Source organism: Aerococcus sp. 150760013-2 (assembly GCF_053627715.1).
Map to the genome: position 1 here is coordinate 1 of NZ_JBSEYI010000004.1, position 19,346 is coordinate 19,346.

Annotated in this window: 21 protein-coding genes and 1 pseudogene; 11 read left to right on the top strand and 11 right to left on the bottom strand. The window is 39.8% G+C overall.

The window, feature by feature from the left end; genetic code table 11:
• Positions 1-317: 317 nt before the first annotated feature.
• The 6 genes and pseudogenes from ACUW85_RS02725 to ACUW85_RS02750 all read left to right on the top strand — a co-directional run.
• A pseudogene (locus tag ACUW85_RS02725) lies at positions 318-929 on the top strand (metal-binding protein ZinT); the annotation flags it as partial.
• A gap of 95 nt (positions 930-1,024) precedes the next feature.
• Positions 1,025-1,150, top strand: a complete 126-nt coding sequence (locus ACUW85_RS02730; protein ID WP_235585509.1) for a transposase — start codon at positions 1,025-1,027, stop codon at positions 1,148-1,150.
• Positions 1,151-1,265: 115 nt separating this feature from the next.
• Positions 1,266-1,652, top strand: a complete 387-nt coding sequence (locus ACUW85_RS02735) for a restriction endonuclease subunit S domain-containing protein (protein ID WP_048726159.1) — start codon at positions 1,266-1,268, stop codon at positions 1,650-1,652.
• Between the two features lie 15 nt (positions 1,653-1,667).
• Positions 1,668-2,651, top strand: a complete 984-nt coding sequence (locus ACUW85_RS02740; RefSeq protein ID WP_003141349.1) for a type I restriction endonuclease — start codon at positions 1,668-1,670, stop codon at positions 2,649-2,651.
• 50 nt (positions 2,652-2,701) lie between these two features.
• Positions 2,702-3,763, top strand: coding sequence for an AI-2E family transporter (locus ACUW85_RS02745; RefSeq protein ID WP_003141351.1), 1,062 nt, complete (start codon positions 2,702-2,704; stop codon positions 3,761-3,763).
• Between the two features lie 292 nt (positions 3,764-4,055).
• A complete protein-coding gene (locus tag ACUW85_RS02750; protein WP_060779322.1) occupies positions 4,056-5,228 on the top strand; it encodes an IS256 family transposase in 1,173 nt (390 codons plus the stop codon).
• 357 nt (positions 5,229-5,585) lie between these two features.
• Here the strand turns inward: ACUW85_RS02750 and ACUW85_RS02755 are convergent, their stop codons facing one another.
• On the bottom strand, positions 5,586-6,050 hold the full coding sequence (locus tag ACUW85_RS02755; protein ID WP_048725692.1) for a glutathione peroxidase: 465 nt from the start codon (positions 6,048-6,050) through the stop codon (positions 5,586-5,588).
• Between the two features lie 598 nt (positions 6,051-6,648).
• On the opposite strand from ACUW85_RS02755, the gene ACUW85_RS02760 reads away from it, so the two are divergent.
• Positions 6,649-7,371 (top strand): GntR family transcriptional regulator, encoded by a 723-nt coding sequence (locus tag ACUW85_RS02760; protein ID WP_048725688.1) that lies wholly within the window; start codon positions 6,649-6,651, stop codon positions 7,369-7,371.
• Here ACUW85_RS02760 and ACUW85_RS02765 read toward each other — a convergent pair.
• From ACUW85_RS02765 to ACUW85_RS02805, 9 genes are all read right to left on the bottom strand, one after another.
• Positions 7,368-7,562 carry a hypothetical protein gene (locus ACUW85_RS02765; RefSeq protein ID WP_048725685.1) on the bottom strand — a complete coding sequence of 65 codons (195 nt, stop codon included), beginning with the start codon at positions 7,560-7,562 and terminating at the stop codon, positions 7,368-7,370. The genes ACUW85_RS02760 and ACUW85_RS02765 overlap by 4 nt on opposite strands.
• Positions 7,563-8,051: 489 nt before the next feature.
• The gene (gene hisIE / locus ACUW85_RS02770; protein WP_048725679.1) at positions 8,052-8,690 is read right to left on the bottom strand and encodes a bifunctional phosphoribosyl-AMP cyclohydrolase/phosphoribosyl-ATP diphosphatase HisIE; all 639 of its coding nucleotides are present in this window, start codon (positions 8,688-8,690) and stop codon (positions 8,052-8,054) included.
• 3 nt (positions 8,691-8,693) lie between these two features.
• Positions 8,694-9,440 carry an imidazole glycerol phosphate synthase subunit HisF gene (hisF, locus tag ACUW85_RS02775; RefSeq protein ID WP_048725676.1) on the bottom strand — a complete coding sequence of 249 codons (747 nt, stop codon included), beginning with the start codon at positions 9,438-9,440 and terminating at the stop codon, positions 8,694-8,696.
• Between the two features lie 3 nt (positions 9,441-9,443).
• Positions 9,444-10,142 carry a HisA/HisF-related TIM barrel protein gene (locus tag ACUW85_RS02780; protein WP_048725673.1) on the bottom strand — a complete coding sequence of 233 codons (699 nt, stop codon included), beginning with the start codon at positions 10,140-10,142 and terminating at the stop codon, positions 9,444-9,446.
• 65 nt (positions 10,143-10,207) lie between these two features.
• Positions 10,208-10,786, bottom strand: coding sequence for an imidazoleglycerol-phosphate dehydratase HisB (hisB, locus tag ACUW85_RS02785; protein ID WP_016896645.1), 579 nt, complete (start codon positions 10,784-10,786; stop codon positions 10,208-10,210).
• A complete protein-coding gene (locus tag ACUW85_RS02790; protein WP_182023131.1) occupies positions 10,776-11,816 on the bottom strand; it encodes a pyridoxal phosphate-dependent aminotransferase in 1,041 nt (346 codons plus the stop codon). Before ACUW85_RS02790 ends, hisB begins: the two co-directional genes overlap by 11 nt.
• Before the next feature lie 3 nt (positions 11,817-11,819).
• Positions 11,820-13,070, bottom strand: coding sequence for a histidinol dehydrogenase (gene hisD / locus ACUW85_RS02795; protein WP_182023132.1), 1,251 nt, complete (start codon positions 13,068-13,070; stop codon positions 11,820-11,822).
• Positions 13,071-13,679, bottom strand: a complete 609-nt coding sequence (gene hisG, locus ACUW85_RS02800; RefSeq protein WP_182023133.1) for an ATP phosphoribosyltransferase — start codon at positions 13,677-13,679, stop codon at positions 13,071-13,073.
• A complete protein-coding gene (locus ACUW85_RS02805; RefSeq protein ID WP_182023134.1) occupies positions 13,676-14,482 on the bottom strand; it encodes an ATP phosphoribosyltransferase regulatory subunit in 807 nt (268 codons plus the stop codon). Before ACUW85_RS02805 ends, hisG begins: the two co-directional genes overlap by 4 nt.
• 755 nt (positions 14,483-15,237) lie before the next feature.
• On the opposite strand from ACUW85_RS02805, the gene ACUW85_RS02810 reads away from it, so the two are divergent.
• Genes ACUW85_RS02810 through ACUW85_RS02825 form a run of 4 tightly spaced genes read left to right on the top strand, consistent with a single transcriptional unit; the run spans position 15,238 to position 18,319 of the window.
• Positions 15,238-15,615: a GntR family transcriptional regulator gene (locus ACUW85_RS02810; protein ID WP_016896652.1), complete on the top strand. Its 378-nt coding sequence runs from the start codon at positions 15,238-15,240 to the stop codon at positions 15,613-15,615.
• Positions 15,608-16,294, top strand: coding sequence for an ATP-binding cassette domain-containing protein (locus ACUW85_RS02815; RefSeq protein ID WP_154837761.1), 687 nt, complete (start codon positions 15,608-15,610; stop codon positions 16,292-16,294). The genes ACUW85_RS02810 and ACUW85_RS02815 overlap by 8 nt, the downstream gene beginning before the upstream one ends.
• On the top strand, positions 16,294-17,109 hold the full coding sequence (locus tag ACUW85_RS02820) for a hypothetical protein (protein ID WP_182023135.1): 816 nt from the start codon (positions 16,294-16,296) through the stop codon (positions 17,107-17,109). Before ACUW85_RS02815 ends, ACUW85_RS02820 begins: the two co-directional genes overlap by 1 nt.
• 13 nt (positions 17,110-17,122) lie before the next feature.
• Positions 17,123-18,319 carry a hypothetical protein gene (locus ACUW85_RS02825; protein WP_220456989.1) on the top strand — a complete coding sequence of 399 codons (1,197 nt, stop codon included), beginning with the start codon at positions 17,123-17,125 and terminating at the stop codon, positions 18,317-18,319.
• Between the two features lie 76 nt (positions 18,320-18,395).
• Here ACUW85_RS02825 and ACUW85_RS02830 read toward each other — a convergent pair whose 3' ends face one another.
• Positions 18,396-19,343, bottom strand: coding sequence for an ABC transporter ATP-binding protein (locus ACUW85_RS02830; protein WP_182023137.1), 948 nt, complete (start codon positions 19,341-19,343; stop codon positions 18,396-18,398).
• Positions 19,344-19,346 lie beyond the last annotated feature (3 nt).

Sequence of the window (19,346 nt, forward strand, 5' to 3'; positions counted from 1 at the left end):
TACAAGGCGTTGTGCAAAGTCGTTTGACCTAATTCAAAGTCATGGTCAAAGATATATGTCGAAACAAAATTACAAGCGTTTAAAAACTGTTGTTGAGTTTCTTCGAACTTTTCAATATCACTAGCACTTGGGTATAATTGCACTTTAATCGTTTTCGTTAACTGCATCTTATCACCTCTTTTCTCTTAAAATACATTATACTATCTATTTAGAGGAAACATAAACGATAACCTAGTAAAATCAACAAAAAGAGCTGTCTATTTCGCTAATTCCTCCTAGGTATCAATACCTAGGTTTCCTTAGCTGACAGCTTGTAAATGAAGGAAAACCTAACTTCATTGCAAAAAACAACAGACCTACCAGCCGCAAACGCAGAAACTGCTGAAGAAGAAACTGAACAAACAGTCTACAATGGCTACTTTGAAGATGCTGATGTAGCAGACCGTACCTTATCTGACTATGCAGGTGAATGGCAATCTGTTTACCCATTCCTTGAAGACGGTACCTTAGACCAAGTCTTTGACTACAAATCTAAATTAAACGACGGCATGACCGCTGAAGCGTATAAAGAATACTACACAACTGGTTACCAAACTGACGTCGATAATATCAACATTACTGACAATACAATTGAATATATTGTGGCCGGTGAAAGCAAGACATTCGAGTATAACTATGTTGGTTATGAAATCTTAACCTATGAAAAAGGAAATCGTGGTGTTCGTTTCTTATTTGAAACAAACGACCCGGAAGCCGGCGACTACAAATACGTGCAATTCTCAGACCATAATATTGCACCCGTTGAAACAGGACACTACCATATTTACTGGGGTGGCGAATCACAAGAAGCCCTTCTTGAAGAAGCAGACCACTGGCCAACATACTATCCAACTGATATGTCTGGCTCAGAAATCGCACAAGAAAGATAAAGTCCATATAATTGTGTAAAAGATAAAAGGCCATGTAACAGCCCTTTTACGGTACAATGTTTTTAACCACAAAAACATACCCAGGAGGACGTTACATGACCCAAGTACATTTTACACTGAACAACGAAGAGGTTCAAAGTATTATTGAACATTCGGTAAAAGATGAAGTTTCTAAAAAAAAAATTTTGACCACTGTTTTCAACTGTTTTAAGTGGAAATAGATTAGCAAAAACATCATTAAAAGGTGGAAATATACCTTATATTTTAGCAACCACCGAGAATAATGGTATATATGCCCGTATCGACAAAGAAACTCGTGATTATCATGGAAATAAGATGAAAATATTTAATACGCCAAGCATTAGTTTTTCAATAGATAACCCTGAGGCTATATTCTTGCAAGAGGAAAACTATTTTACCTCAAATATCATGAGGGTTTTGATAAATAACGATTTAGAGAAAGAAGAATATATATTTTTTGTAGAAACTTTAAGAAAAGCTACTGGGGGATTTAATTGGGGTGTAAAGTTTAGTGGTCCGGTAGTTTTAGATCTAGATATTAATGTTCCATTCAATAAAATGGAGGATAAAATTGATAATCAAGAGATCAAGAAAATTGGATTATTTATTAATGAATTAGATGAAGCAGAAAAATTAGAGATGAGTAAATTAGAAAAGCTAGAGAAACTAAAACAAGCTTATTTAAACGATATGTTTGTTTAGAAAGGAGGAAATTGTATGCAACAAAAAACATCATCAGAACAAGCATTTCAAGATCGCTTTGTGCGTGAATTAGAAAAATATAAATGGAAAGCACCTGATCATTTAGATGGGAATAAACAACGCGTAACGGTCAATCACTTAGTTGAGAATTGGCGTCATGAATTAAATCGAATGAACGTTGATCAATTAGAAGGAGTTCCTTTAAGTGATGCAGAGTTCGAACAAGTCATGGCAAAGGTAAAACAAATTGATAATAGTTTTGAAGCAGCCAAATTCTTAGCGATGGAAGGCTCAACTGGAAAAATTGATGGAATTTACCGAGATGATCATCCTGGTATAACTCGCCAACAAATTACGTTAACAATTTTTAAAAAATCTCAAGTTCGTGGGGGTGACTCGAGCTATCAAATTGCTCGAGAAGTGGAGAGTGAAAATGGGAATCGCTTTGATGTTGTCTTATTAATTAATGGCTTGCCGTTAATTAATATTGAACAAAAGCGAACAGATAAATCTTTAGACGAAGCTTTTGGACAGTTTAAACGTTATTATCGAGATGGAGAATTTGTCAATAATTTCATGGCATTCTCTCAAATGATGGTTATTATGTCGGAAGTCGCCACTCGTTATTTTGCGGCACCAAAATCTATTAATGACTTTAACAAAAGTTTTGTTTTTCAGTGGGCAGATGCTGATAATAATCCAATCAATGACTGGCAGAAAGTGATTGAACACTTTTTAATGATTCCAATGGCTCATCAGTTAGTTGGAGACTATTTAATTATTGATGAAGCCCAAGATGAAGAAAACCGAAGACACATGATTATGCGTCCATATCAGGTTTATGCTTTACAAGCGGTTGAACGAGCTGCTTTAGGCTGGGGTGAAGATGGTATTCGTCATGGAGGATATGTCTGGCATACAACCGGGGAAGGTGTCATAATAGTGATGGGTGCAGTTTGTGTTATTAAATCAAGGGTTTCAGGAACTTTAAATGAATAAATAAACAAAAGCATTGAAGAGTAATACTTGATTTTAAGAGGAGGGATTAAATGAAAATTGTCATGCCAGAAAAGAAGAAATTATTTGATATAGGGCTTGTGTTGCTTGGGATTGTTATCATTGCATACATATACAATCCACTTAGGAATATTATAAATCCATTTATTTATGCACTAGTTCTAGCTTATTTATTGAATCCTGCTGTTAAACTTCTGGAAAAAAACAAAGTCAATAGGATATGGGCAATCCTAATTGTCTTTGTTCTTTTATTTTTTTTGTTCAGCATAGCTTTTGCTACCTTAATACCAAGACTAACAGGGGATTTGCGGGTATTTATAGATGAAATTCCAAATATATTGAAGTTTATTGAAAAAATTGTGGGAGAGCTCCAGTCAGGACAGATACCTTTCATTCCTGAAGGGGTTCAGGAGTTTTTAAATTTGGATGAACAGATCAAGAATATTGGGGAGGTTCTTAGAAATTCATTAAGAGGAGTTTTCAATAGATTTGTCTCATATACTGGGACTTTTCTGGATATTATTATAACTCCTATAATTACATTTTACTATCTTAAGGATAAAGATAGGATAATGAAGGCAATTACTGGAGAAATACCTGTAAAAAGACTGGCCAAGGCTAAAGAACTGGGCGGAGAGGTGGATAAGGTGTTGGGAGGCTTTATAAAAGGACAGCTGACAGTGGCTGGATTTGTAGGTATTTTAACGGGGATGGGCTGTTGGATTATTGGAGTGCCATATTCTCTGACAATAGGTCTAGTTGCTGGGATTACAAATATAATACCCTACTTTGGTCCATGGATTGGAGGGGTTTTGCCAGTTATACTTGCTTTTATGGAAAGTCCCATAATGGCACTTTGGGTTACAATGCTGATTGTAGTCATCCAGCAAGTTGAGTCTGCATTCCTGTCTCCACAAATCATGTCCCATTCAGTGGGGCTACACCCACTTCTTGTAATATTTTCGGTATTATTTTTTGGGAATATGCTGGGAATTTTGGGTATGATAATAGGTGTTCCCTTGATGGGGCTTCTAAAGATTGCTTTAAGATACTTAAAAGAGTTTAGGAGCGAGATTGATTCAAAACCAATTTAATCTAATTCTTAATTTTGTTGAGAAAGAAAAAATTAAATATTAGATAATAAAAATGAATACAAATACATTAGAATTGAGGACTTGAGTGAAAATTTTCAAGCCCTTTCTAACTGTTAATAAAACAAAAAAGTATGATAATATGGTTTTTTAATGAACTATGTTATTTTGGAAGAAGTGTATAAATGAAAAAGAGATAAAGTCCATATAATTGTGTAAAAGATAAAAGGCCATGTAACAGCCCTTTTACGGTACAATGTTTTTAACCACAAAGACATACCCAGGAGGACGTTACATGACCCAAGTACATTTTACACTGAACAACGAAGAGGTTCAAAGTATTATTGAACATTCGGTAAAAGATGAAGTTTCTAAAAAAATTTTGACCACTGTTTTCAACCAATTGATGGAAAATCAACGAACAGAATATATTCAAGCCGATGACTATGAACGTTCAGAAAGTCGTCAGAGTCAAAGAAATGGCTATTATGAGCGAGACTTTACGACTCGTGTGGGCACACTCGAATTAAAAGTGCCTAGAACACGTGATGGTGAATTTTCACCGACGGTGTTTGAGCGTTATCAGCGAAATGAAAAGGCACTGCTCGTTTCAATGCTTGAGATGTATGTTTCAGGCGTTTCGACACGTAAAGTTTCAAAGATTGTTGAAGAGCTATGTGGAAAATCGGTATCGAAATCTTTTGTTTCTAGCCTGACTGAGCAGTTAGACCCGATGGTCAACGAATGGCAGAACCGTTTACTCTCAGGTACGAGTTATCCTTATCTGATGACTGATGTTCTCTACATAAAAGTCCGTGAGGACCATCGAGTGCTTTCTAAAAGCTGCCATATTGCGATCGGGATAACAGAAGGTGGTGATCGTGAAATCATTGGCTTCATGATCCAAAATGAAGAAAGTGATGACACATGGTCCATCTTCTTTGAATACTTAAAAGAACGCGGTCTACAGGGGACAGAACTCATCATTTCTGATGCCCATAAAGGCCTAGTGTCTACAATTCGTAAGTCATTTACCAACGCAAGTTGGCAGAGATGCCAGGTCCATTTTTTAAGAAACATCTTCAGTTCCATTCCAAAAAAGAATTCAAAACCGTTTAGAGAAGCAGTAAAAGCGATGTTTAAGTTTACGGATATTGAACTCGCTCGAACAGCTAAGAATGCCTTAGTCGGTGAATATATCGACCAGTCTAAATATACAAAAGCTTGCGAAACATTGGATAATGGCTTCGAAGATGCCTTTCAATACACGGTTATCGGAAATGGTCACAATCGGCTAAAAAGCACCAACCTTCTTGAACGACTGAACCAGGAAGTCCGCAGAAGAGAAAAGATTATTCGGATTTTTCCCAACCGAACTTCTGCCAATCGATTAATCGGAGCTGTCCTTATGGACCTCCATGACGAATGGCTCAGTTCTACAATAAAATATATTAAGTTTGATCAATGAGTGACCGGTAAAACATTGTATAGTATTTTACACAGGATTATGGACTTGACTACAAGAAAGAAATGATGGCTCACTAACCTAGAATATAATGATTCATATTTACAGATAAACAAAATACCTAGTGTTTTTCTAAACTCCCAGGAGTGCTAGCCAATTAAAAGCCACTGGACCGCAAAAGGTGAGACAAAAATCGTTCAGGCTCGCAGTACTGGCGTAAATAGTTGTAGTGATGGCAGATCACGAAACCTATTTGCGAAGTGGTTTCTAAACTATATTGACTTGTTTTACCCATACATACACAAAAAGGAAGATCTACTTTTGACAGGTCTTCCTTTTTGATTTGTAGACGCTTATTCTCTACAGGTTATCTTGGATATCTGCTTCAATATCTGCGGGTTTTGTTGTTGGGGCATACCGTTTAATAAAGTTGCCTTGTCGGTCTACTAAAAATTTAGTGTAATTCCATTTTACTAGACCATTACCAGATGCTTTTTTCAGATACGAAAATAATGGTATTGTTTTAGGTCCGTTTACGGATACCTTATCGAACATAGGAAATGAGGTGCCAAATTTTAGTGCGCATGCTTCTGCAGCCCCTTTACCATCCTCAGGTTCTCGCATGAATGAATTAGAAGGGAATCCAAGTACCTTAAAGCCCTCACGTTGATATTTTTGGTGCAAGTCTTCAAGTCCTTCTAATTGAGACGCTAGTCCACATTTAGTTGCTGTATTTACAATCAACAACAAGTCCCCTTGATAATCCGCTAGGTTTTTATCTTGCCCATTAGCATCTTTTACAGTGTAATCATAGATAGTCATCATATTTCTCCTTTTTATAGTAGAAACGCTTCAAAGCCTTCTGTATCTTAGGCTAAATGATACGCCTTTTTACCTGTGAAAGCGAACAATCACGTTTATATATTGATTATTTATCATCAATGTGCAATGTGCTTTCGCTAGTTCTTGAGTTTTGCATCAATAATATTTGCTTGTACTAGTAACCACGTTACTAAAATTTATTAGCTTCTATCGTTAACTTACGTTATTAAGCCAAAGTCTGGAGCTTTCCTAGCATACCTTAGCAGTGAAAAAGGATGGTCTGACTATTCATTCTTTGGACTTCGGCCCTTATAGATTAAATAGTCAGCCAAGCCATTAGACCTTGGCTGATGAGTTTCCCACTGCTTTTGAGGAATGATAGGAAAAGTGTAATCCGAAGGCTTATATATGCAAAGTAACAAATACTAACACAAAGTTTAAGTCAATGGCTACCTGTTATCTTTTTATTATATAAATGATAAAGGAAAATTGAGAAACTTGGATTATATGGTGGTATCCATTTTTATACCCTAACTTTTTGCATATGTAAGAGCTTTCATGATATAATATATCAAATTCCTAAGAGAGAGGTTCTTTATATATGGCTAAATACGAAGAGGTAGCTGGCGCGTTGGTCCGCTACATCAATGAAAATGCATTAAATGCAGATGATAAGTTACCCAGTATCCAAGAAATGGTGGACTACTACCAAGTGAGTAAGAATACGGTATTATCTGCCTTAAATGACTTAGAGAAACAAGGGTTAATCTACCAAGTACGTGGTTCTGGCGTTTATGTCCGTGGTAATCAACGTAAGGGTTATATCAACCTATTAAACCTAGGTGGGTTTAATTCAACCTTGAGCCAATTTAAAATCGATTCTAAAGTTTTATCCCTTGAGTTAATTGCCCCAACTGATGAAGCGGTAGAAAATTTAAAAATTGACGACCCAGCAAAAACAAAGGTCTACCATGTTACGCGCATCCGCTATATCGAAGGTCGCCCCTTCTGTGTGGAAGAGTCTCATTTTGACAAGGATATTATCCCTTACTTAAGCGAAGAAATTGCATCGAATTCCATCTTCGACTATATTACAGAAGATCTGGAAATGCCAATTGGCTATGGTGACCACTTCTTGCGGGTTGGGAAATTGAAGGCTGAGCATGCTAACCATTTAAATTTAAGTGAAGGCGATCCTTGTTTAAAAACAGAGTCGATCTTCCATTTAAATAACGGGAAACCATTCGACTATTCAAAAATCACTTACCACTTTGAAGAAACACAATTCTTTATTCAAGGTGCCAGCACTCAATACCGTTATTAATTGAAATTGACCAAAGACAAAGGACGCGATTGGCTCACGTCCTTTTCTTTGTGCTTAAATGCTGTGGTTAATTGACCAGATAGGAAAATGGCTGGTGCCTTGCTGTTGGCTAACATTTGAAAAGTATGGCCGTCACCACAAGCGGGAATGATCGCTGTGGGAGCTTGTTTTAAATCTGCTAATAATGTCATTGAAAATCCTCCTAATCACTACTACAAGTCTGTTATATGGCTTACTAGTGACAATTTGATTCGTCTTATCTTTATTGCTCCTAGTTTTTACATATATTTTTAAGTTTTTAGTAAATAAAAAAAGCGCCCTTTGACTGGTTAAGTCAAAGGGCGCTTTCTGCACGGTACCACCTTTAATTTTTCTAATAGTTGGTTAGACTATTAGACTCACGTTGACGGGACATTCATCCGATCAACTGGCATTTTAACGGCAGCACCCGGTAAACACTCAACCACCCTTTAGGTGGATCGCATCTACAGCTCAAAGTCTACTTTTCAATTAGGGCTTGTCATACCTTCTCAACAATCGGTACTTTCTGTGCACAAGCGTCTAACTTACTTCTACTTCTCAACGCATCAACTTGTTTTATTTACTGACATCAGTATATTAAAATTTATGATAAGTGTCAACAACAATTTTAATACAATTCTAATATAATTCATTCTATCTTAATAATCTTCGATTTCTTTACGGACAGAATAGGTATGATATTGGCCGTGGCGGGTATTTAAGGCTGCTTCAATATCTGTTAATGACAGGCCTCTTTCAACCAATAAAACTAGCAGGTGGTAAAGTAAGTCACTGGTTTCAGATACCAATTCATCATTTCCTTGACCGGCCTGGGCATTTTTCGCGGCAATCACGACTTCCGTCATTTCCTCCCCGCATTTTTTAAGAATCTTATCCAAACCCTGTTCCATCAAGTAAGACGTATACGATCCTTCTTTAGGATTGCCCACTTTGTCGACCACCGTTTTTTCAAGGATATTCAAGTTGAAGAAATCATCCCCAAAACATGACTGGCTACCCGTATGGCAAGTTGGGCCAGTTGGGCGTACCTGTACCAATAGGGTATCTTGGTCACAGTCCACCTCAATTTTTACCACTTCTTGCAAGTTGCCTGAAGTTTCGCCCTTTTTCCAAAGACGTCCTTTAGAACGTGAATAAAACCAAGCTACGCCTTCACTTACTGTTAATTCGTAAGCTTCTTCATTCATGTAACCCAACATTAAGACTTGATTTGTCCGGTAATCTTGCAAGATAGCTGGGACAAGCCCACCGTTTTTGCCAAAATCAATTGCTGTCATTTACTAGTCAATCCCTTCTGCGATAAGTGCTGCTTTTAAATCTTCGATCGCTACTTCTCCCTTGTGGAAAATAGATGCCGCAAGTCCTGCCTCTAGGTTTGTTTGTTGGAACAAGTCAATGAAGTCTTGGATACCGCTCGCACCACCTGAAGCGATAATTGGAATCGAAACGGTCTCAGAAGCCAATTTCAAGAATGGCATATCAAAACCTGTGTAGGCACCGTCAGTATCAATTGAAGTGATTAGTAAGGCGCCAGCACCGCGTTCTTCACACTCTTTACACCATTCAAGGGCGTTAATGTCGATTTGCGTTTGACCTGCGTTAGTGTACACATAGTAGTCACCTTTCGCTTCATCATAAGCCATATCTACGGCAATCGTTACCGCATCAAAACCGAATTTGGCTACCGCTTCATTAATGAAGTCAGGATTTTTTACAGCCGCTGAGTTAATACCGACTTTGCTGGCACCTGCATCAAGAGCGTCTTGAATATCTTGAACGGAGGCAATTCCCCCACCAACAGTCAATGGAATATCAATAGCGTTGGCTACATCCGCAATCATTTGCGTACGTAATTGGTGACCGTCAGTCGTTTTCGTAATATCTAGGATGACTAATTCATCAGCACCTGCGTCTGAATATTTTTTGGCAAAATCAACGGGGTCCCCTAACTCTTTTACATCTACAAAGTGAACACCTTTGACTAATTTACCGTCGCGCGTATCTAAACATGGAATAATTTTTTTCATTTTTTACAGTCCTTCCCAAAAACTTGGATTCTGTGCAGCTTTCCCGACAATTGCTTGGTTTACGCCTTGTGCTTGGAGGGCATCTAAATCATGCCGGCTCCTCACACCGCCAGAAGCAACAACCTGATGTTTGGTGATACGTTGGATTTGACCCGTCTTCTCTACATTAGGCCCGGCTTCCATGCCATCTTTATAAATATCAGTATAGATAATTCCGGCAATATCTAAGTCGGCAATTTCATCAAGGTATTCTTGGATGTAGCGGCCGGATGCCTCTTTCCAACCATTGATATAAATCGCTTCATCTTTACAATCTAGACCAACATAGATACGGCCAGGATACTTAGCGACAGCTTCTTTTAACCAAGGCACATCCATGATGGCTCTTGTACCTAGAATGAAGTAGTCGATGCCTAATTTATCGTATAAATCGATAGTTTCTAAGTCGCGGATACCGCCACCGATTTCTAAAGGAATATCAGTTAGAGATTTTAAAACTTCAACAGTGTCACCTTCAACAGCCGCTTGTTTAGTAGCGCCAATCAAGTCTACCACATGAATTCTCGTCACCTGTGGGAATTGGCTATAGTAGGTCACCGCTTCGGCTGCTGACATTGGCATGACGACTTGTTTGTCATAGTCACCTTGTTGTAAGCGAACGCTTTTACCATCAATCAGGTCAATAGCGGGGATAATTTCCATGGATAATTGCCTCCTTTTTGTAAAAATGATTTTATTTTACTTATTCTTGATCAAAACACCCTGACTTATTGAATCAATCCTTTTGAGGATGGGACGCCGCCGTCTGTTTCTTTCAAAGCGATTTTTAGGGCGCGGGCGAATGCTTTAAAAATACCTTCGATTTCGTGGTGGGTGTTGCCGTTTTTCAATAGGTCAATATGTAGGGTCATGCGAGCGTTCATAGCCACAGCGTAGAAGAATTCTTTGACAAGTTCGGTATCAAAGGTCCCCACTTTTTCAGCTGAAAAGTTGGCGTCATAAACTAAGACTGGTCGGCCCGATAAGTCTAATACGACACGGGCTAAGGTTTCGTCCATGGGCAGGAAATATGATCCGTACCGTTCGTATGAAGGTTGGACTTGGTAAAGGCCCCGAATAGCTTCACCAAGTAAAATCCCAATATCTTCAGTGACATGATGGTCATCAACCCAAGTGTCCCCCTTGGCTTCAACATATAAATCAAGGCCCGAATGGAAGGTAAATAGGGTTAACATGTGGTCAAGGAAACCCACGCCAGTATTGATGGATGTTTGTCCAGACCCATCCGCCTTAGCCAAGCCCAGCTTGATTTGCGTTTCTAAGGTATTCCGCTCTTTAATCTTCAATTTGTTCCCTCCATGCTTTGATTGTTGCCTTTAACTTGGGATATTCAGCTGAATCGATTACCGAATATCGCGCCGCATTTGCCATTTTCCCATCTGCATACTTACGGCCAACGAAACCATTGTCCGCTAAATGCTGGTCTAAATCTGGGACCAAATCGCCAAAGATAAACACAAAATTCGTTGCGGACGGAATCACAGTGACTAGATCAGCAACCTGGTCAAAAGCCTCCTGCAATTCTTGCTTGATATCGCGTTGGTAATTCACCCACTCATCTAGTCGCTTGGTATCCTCAAACAGCTTGCTGGCAAGGTTTAGTGACACACTATTCATAGGATAAGGGTGGTTAATCTCCTTCAATTTATCGAAACGAGGTCCTTGCCCAAAGGCGATACCAACCCGTAAACCCGCTACCCCATAAATCTTAGATAGGGTCCGGATAAATAAGACGTTGTCATTATCTGGCCGTTGATAGTCCTGGCCGAATTCAATATAAGCTTCATCGATCACAAAAGTCATATCCCGACCTGCCGTTTCATCCGCCAATCTCTGTAAAAATTCTTCAGAAAACTGCTGACCCGTAGGATTTTGCGGGTTCGACAAGAAGAATAAAGACGGCTTAAATTCATCTAAAGCGCTGATAATTGTGTCTAAATCAAAAATAAAGTCCTTTTCACTCTCCACCTGGAAAAAGGGGAAGCCCAACTGGTTGGTATAATCCTGGTACATAAAGAAATCAGGATCAACCGCCAAGACACCCTCGCGACCAAACTGGATAATCAATTTCTGAATCCACTCATCTGACCCGTTAGCAACGGCCACATTCTTTGGATTAAGACCGGCGTAATTTGCATACGCCGCAATGAAATTAGCTTCTTCGTCTTCAGGATACTGATTAAAAGGGGTGGCCAAGACTGCATCCACAATGTCTTGATCTGACAAGGGACGAATGGGAGAGGTGTTGCGGTTCATGATAACCGCGTCCCCGTCTTGATTCACTTCAATCGTTTTTAAATAATCCTCGGTTTTCATAGCTTACCCTTCCTTTCGAATGGCAATTGACTGAGCATGACAGTCCAATCCTTCAGCCTCAGCAATCGCTTGACCAGCAGGCCCAATAGCTTCATAGCTGGCTTTTGATGTATTAATAATGGCATGTGAAGTCCGGAAATCATTGGCGGTTAAACCATGCGAGAACCGGGCAGTCCGCCCAGTTGGTAAGACATGCGATGGCCCTGCCACATAGTCACCAATAGCTTCCATGGCGTAGTAGCCTTTGAAAACAGCACCCGCGTATTTGATTTGTTCAACAATCTCATCTTGAGCTGTATGTTGAATGGACACGTGCTCTGGTGCAATGTCATTCAATACGGCGATCAATTGCTCTCTCGTATCACAGATTGCATAGTGATTGTTTTTAACTGAAGCTTCAATAATGCCCGCTCTTTTTTGGCTCGGCAACAAAACTTGCATGCGGTCGGCTATTTTGCCAAGAAAATCTTCTGACTCACATAAGAGGAAAGTCCGAGCGTCTTGGTCATGTTCCGCCTGGGCGAAAATATCGTAAACAATGGCATCAACCGGAATCGTTTCGTCCACATATAAGAGGATTTCACTCGGCCCAGCAATAGCATCAATCGATACATCCCCGTTGACCAACCGTTTGGCAGTCGCCACATAGGCATTCCCTGGACCACAAATCTTGTCTACTCTAGGAATCGTTTCCGTCCCGTAAGCCATAGCAGCAACGGCTTGTGCCCCGCCAATCGCATACACATTGTCTCGGATCCCACATAAGTATAAGGCTGCGAAAGTCACTGATTCTTCCGTGAAAACAGGCGTTGTCACTACCAAGTTTTCGACCCCCGCAACAAGGGCTGGCACAACCGTCATCAAAACTGTTGACGGGTACAAGGCCTTCCCACCAGGAATATAAAATCCTGCACTATCTAAAGCGTTGTAAACATAGGAAATTTCTTCCCCTGGTCGGTCCGGATGTAAACCACCGCGCTCATAAGTCTCAATCCGGTCTTTAGCCGTTTCTAACGCCCTTTGTAAGGCTGAGTCTAAGTTGTCCCAAGACGCCTTCAACCGCTCAGCTGACACTTTGAAATCTGCCGCATTTTGGTAAACCTGCTCATCAAACTTGTTGGTATAGTCAATGACTGCCTGGTCTCCACTAGCCTGAACCGCTTGAATCATCTCCTGCACAGCCACCAACCGGTTTAGGTCTACTGTCTCTTGAATTTTTGTGCTAAATGCCGTTTGAAATGCTGCTACATCCACTTATACCACCTCAATTTCTTGCATAAACTTGTAGATTTTCTTCTCTTTCGTATAGAATGACTGCTTGTTGGCAATCAGTCGTGCTTGTACCGGCAAAATAGTTTTGTACTCCTCTAGGTCATTTTCTTTTAACGTTGTCCCTGTTTGGACAATATCCACAATCGCATCAGCCAAGCCTAGAATCGGTGCCAATTCAACCGAACCGTTTAAAAAGATTAACGATACATCTTGCTTTTGTTGGTTAAAGTACTTGCGGGTAATATTTGGAAATGATGTTGCCACCACTTTGATATCTGATTCATCCAAGTTAGTAGGCCCGGCAATCGCTAGTCGACATTGACCAAATGGCAATTCAGACACATTCAAGACATTGAACAACTTTTCGGCAATCGTGTCAGAACCTACAACACCGAGGTCCGCAACCCCCTGCTCCACATAAGTAGGGACATCTTTTCCTTTTGCGAAAATGAATTTAACCCCGCCAACCTCACGGAAGAGATCACGACCACTATCTGTCAAGGCCTCCGCATAGTCATTTAAATCCTTATCTGCTAAAAATTTATTGAAAGCCTTGTAAACACGACCCTTTGATAAAGCCACAGTAATCATAGAAATCCTCCTTTAGATAAATTCAATCCAATACCAAACCAGCCGTTAGCGTACTGTCCACCTGAGAAGATAGGTTTAGAATTTCCTTGTAAAAATGCTTGGAAATAAAAGCCGTTGTAGTATTTTTGCGGCGACCGGAATGATAAATCAAGCACCATTTTGGTGTTGCGTTTTTCAAGTGTCTCTTTCAACAAATGAATCACGGCCATATCGTTCGTATCACCAAAGTCATTCTTCACTAGATCAAACTGCTCTGAAACTGGTTTAGCCATCAATTGGTAGAAATAGTGGTCTTTACCAATGTTATTACCTAGAGCCGACAAGTTCTTTTCAATTACATAACCCTTGATTTCAGGACCAAAAGCAAACTTTTCAATGTATTTATCTAAAATTTCTTCGTTGTTTACAACAATCATATTGAAAGAAGCTTGGCTCATCTGTTCAACGAAATCTAAATGTAGTTCAATGGTATTGGCCATTTGACTAGCACTTGGCTCCACTAATTCAACCCCTGCTTGGTAGGTTGATTGGTGGTCTCTCACCATCGGACCATAGTAAGCGAAGTTATCTTGTTTCAGGTCGTAAGTCTTCATGTAATTTAAAATGGACCGAGTCCAGTCACTACGAATGGCATATAATTGCCCTTCCTTTTCAAATACAATGTTGCTTGGATATTCGGCTTTGCCGTCCCCATCGAATGGTTCCACCATATTCAAATCAATTAATTGGAAACCTGCATTTGATACTGTTTCAAGATAATCTCTTGCTAATGAAATTCGTTGTAATACGTAAGATATTGCCATGTTGCCCCTCCTTTAAAATGTAAAATGTCATAAAAAAAACGCCCTCAATCCATCACTGGATCAAGGACGCCGAAACGTGTTCCCACCTTAATTCATTATAAGTTCACACTTATAACCTCATTGACTAGTCTTTATCCGCTAGTCTAGCTATAACGGTGCCACCGGACTAAGTGTCATTTAAGCAAAGGCGTGTCTTCATAGGGGACATTGTCTGTTCGCAGCAACCACAGACTTTCTGTAAATGTTGATCCTATCTCTTAATCTTTACTGTCTCTCACTTGATTACACTCATATTAAAATGTTCAAATTAAAAAGTCAAGTGAATTCTAATAGTATTCTAATTTATGTTTAAATAATTATGTTTAATTTGGTTAAGTGTAATCATTATTCCAGTAAAAATTAACTATACCTTTCAATCATTTCCTTAAGTCTGTTTTCTTTTACCCGTGGACAAACGTTGTCAATGCTTTGTCAGAAAAGTACTGCAATAGAACGTAAGAGAATAATCTGCGTTAGTTGAACTTTTATACACGACTGCTCTCTTAAGTAGCGAATTGATTTGTATAGCAACAACCCTCCCTCAATATACATACGCTTGTCAACCTATCCCCTTTTTGCCAATAAAAATCATTAAATGATTTTTATAGAATCCTGCTATTGACACTTGAAGTGTATTAACCATATAATACAGATAAGAAAAGTGTATTAATTGACTAACACACTTTTGTTAAAGCATTTTTGAAAGGAGGGTCTTCATGGTTGTGTTTGATAAGCAGGCGCCAATTTATGTGCAATTAGCCGACCATTATAAGGGGGAAATTGTTGCTAGCCGATTGATGGCTGGGGATAAGTTGCCCTCTCGTCGTGATATCGCCAAAACGTTCAAGATTAACCCTAATACGGTTCAGCGGGCGTTTAAATCATTAGAGGAAGAAGGGATTATTGTGTCAGAAGCCAATGTGCCAAGTCGAGTGACGGAAAACCAAATGATTATTCAACAATTAAAGCGTGATGCTTTGGAGCAGGCCATGGCGGTCTTCTATGATACGACCCAGGTCTTGAATATGGACCCGCATGAGATTGCCACTTACATGACAGAATATTTCCAAAAACGAGGTGAACAAGATGATTGAGATTGAAAAGGTGAATAAATTTTACGGGGCGAAGAAAATTCTCGAGGATGTATCTTTCTCTATTAAACCAGGAGAAATTACGGCTTTAATTGGGGAGAATGGGTCTGGAAAAACGAGTTTGATGAATGGTTTGATGAAGTTAACCCCAGTCGCTTCTGGTCAGTTTTTAATTGATGGTAAACCGATCGATTTTAATGATTTTAACCGGATTTCTTACATTCCTGACACCATCATCGTGGTGAAAGAGATGACTATTCAAGAAGCTTTGGATTATATGGCCACATACTATGATACTTATGATCCAGTCTTAGCTAAAGACTTAGTGACTTTCTTCAATTTAAATCCTGATGAAAAGATTTCACACTTGTCTAAGGGGAATACGGCTAAGGTGAATTTACTGCTAGGTCTAACTTTAAACTCGGATTATCTCATCATGGACGAACCGTTTTCTGGGGTTGATATCTTTACTAGGGAAGAGATTGCCAATGTTTTCACCAGTAAGTTGATGGCTGGGCGTGGCGTCTTGATTTCAACCCATGAGATTAATGAGATTGAAACTTTGGTGGACCGGGTAATCATGCTAAAAGACCGCCGGATTATTCAAGATTTCTATACGGAAGATTTACGTTTAGAAGAAGGTAAGTCGATTACCGATAAGATGTGGGAGGTGTATCGCTAATGACAAAATTACTGAATTTAATAACGGATGAATTAAAACGGGCGAAAGTGTTCTATTCCCTGCTGATTGCTTTTGTATTAGTGACTGAAGGAATCATGGTTTTTAGAAACGTCAGGGCAAGCTATATGGCGATTGCATCCGGAAATACCACAGATTACCCCTTCCCTATTACCAACTTAGCGTCAGCTTTTGACGATAGCATGGCCTTTACCATGATTATTGGGGCCACTGGTTTTGCCTTACTCGCTTATTCGGTCTTTTCCTGGATTCGTGACTGGCACTTTCAGGGAAACTTTATTTACCGATTGTTAACCCTACCTGGAAACCGGGCACCGATTGCCTACGCCAAGCTAATCTCTACTTTGATCATGATGGCTGGCATTTTGATTTTACAATTGGGCGTATTCTATGTTGCAAACGCCGCTTTTTCTATCATGTTTGCTGAAATCTACACCACGACACCAGTTTTGATTCAACTTGCAACCCAAATGCAAACGAGTTTAGTCTTGTTCCCGCCTCACCCGGGACAAACCTTCGTAACTTATGGTGGTGGCCTATGGTTCTTATTCACCTTAATGAATAGCATGATCATTTTACTTAGTACGAAAGGTTACACTTGGTCGCGGACTTTATTAACAATCGTCATTTACTGGGTAGTATCCATTGCCCTTGTCTACCTGATGGGCTTTTCAACACTCACTATGCCACTTACTGCGACTGAAGGGACTATTATCGTCTTAGTCTTCATTTATGCCGCAAATATGATCAACGGTTACATGATGTCATGGTTGATGAACCATTATGTCAGTGTTTAAGAAAGGAGGCATTATGATGAAAATGCGTAAACAAAACTGGCTGACACTTATTTTCCTAGTGGTAATTGTTGGCGTGTCCTTATTCGTCTGGCTTGGGGTCGGCACCTTTAAACCTGTTAAGGTGACCAGTGTAAACCCTGGAGTTAGCGGGCAAGAAACCCAACCATCGAGCCTTTATATAACAAGTGAAGACGATCAGAATTCAATTCATTGGATCCCCCTATCGAGACGAGGCGACGCGCTAAGTCTTACGATCAACGGCAGTTACAGTATTTTTGGCGCCCAAGTTCAAGATGCGGTCTACAAAAACTTCTCCTTATTCGACCGGCCAAACTTGTCCAATTCCCGATTGGTTTTGGAGAATGACGCCCTACAATTATGGCAGGCTGATACCCCCCTAGGCGATAACAAAGCCCAGTTAGACTTGACGCTGATTCAAAAAAATGATGAGGGCAACTGGACCTATACCAAACCGCCTTATCAGTTAGACCAAGCGGACCGGACTGGTAACAGCCTGATATCCATCGCTGAAGATGACACGACCATTTACTTGGTATACGCATTCCTACAAGACTACGACCAAGCCGATTATTTAAAAACTTTTGAATTAAACAAGGAAAATGGTGAAATCACGGAATCCACTACCATGGACAATGCGAGTTATGAATTGTACTCAGGAAGCGTTGATGGCTTAAACCGGAATCCTAAGTACCACTTGTTGCCAATAGCAGCAACAAATAATGAAGACAGTGAAGACTATATCTCTCCAACTACTTATGAGATTATCAATCCAACAAATGGTAGCAAACAAACCATGGACACGTCATCACTAGTAAGTACTCTAGAAGAACAAGCTGGTGAAACTGACTTTATGCCGATGATTATTGAAGATAAAATCTTTGTCTTAACCAATAATTATGTGGAGAATGACTACGGTAGCTATCCTAGTCAATTAAGTATTTACGCTTACGACATGGAGAGTCAAAACTTTGACCAAGTATGGCAGTCAGACCTTGAACAAGACCCTAGCTACTACATTGACAATGGCTATATTTTCCAAACCCTTGCAGATGGCAAAACAGGCCAATTGCAACGAGTGGATGTTGCCACTGGTGAAATGACCACTGTAGAAGAATATACTATAGAAGAAAACAGTCCATATTCTTTCGCAAAAACTACCAGTGTTGAAGAACAACAATTCCTTCAATAAGAAAATAATGTCGTGAAAAATCTTAAAAAGGTGGTCTGGAAAAATTCCAGACCACCTTTTTCGTATGCGCCTATATTTATACCAATGCCAAAGCTGGTGTCACCTGGTCTTTGTAGCCGGCTACTTCACTTGGATGACAGTAGACAAAGTGGTCAGGGGCCACTTCAACTAAGCTACAGTCTGCCCATTGATCCTCACTATAAGCTAAGCCGTCATAGTGAAGGCGTTGACGAACTTTTTCTGACTCTGGGTCAGCTGTTGGAATCGCCGATAACAAGGACTTGGTATAGTCATGCAAGGGGTTGTTATAGATTTCATCAGCTGTACCGATTTCAACCAACCGCCCTTGGCACATGACACCAATCCGGTCAGAAATATATTTGACCATAGACAAATCATGGGTAATGAATAAATAGGTTAAATCATTGGCGATTTTCAATTCCTTCAACAAGTTAACGATTTGAGCTTGAATGGACACATCAAGGGCTGAAATAGCTTCATCCGCAATGATTAACTTTGGTCTTAGGGCAAGCGCTCTAGCAATCCCAACCCGCTGGCATTGACCCCCTGAAAATTCCCGTGGGTACCGATTAGCATAAAGTGGGTCTAAGCCAACTTGAGCCATTAATTCGGCCACAGCAGCTTCTTGTTCTTGTTTTGTTTTGACCAAACCATGGATCCGCATTGGCCCACCAATAATTTCTCCCACTGTCATCCGAGGATTTAAAGAGGCAAAGGGATCTTGGAAGATCATTTGGATGTCTTTTCTAAAGGCCAATAGGTCACGGCGTCCTTTAATTTGGGTAATATCTTGACCTAAAAAATTGATTTCACCATCACTCAGGTCTTCTAATTTCATCAAGAGTTTCCCTGTTGTTGACTTACCGGACCCTGATTCTCCTACCAATCCAAAGGTTTCCCCTGCCTTAATGCTAAAGGTCACGTCGTTTACGGCGATTACTTCTTCCGCCCGCCCTTCAGCGTAGACCTTTTTCACATGGTTAACTGACACAATATCTGTCATCAA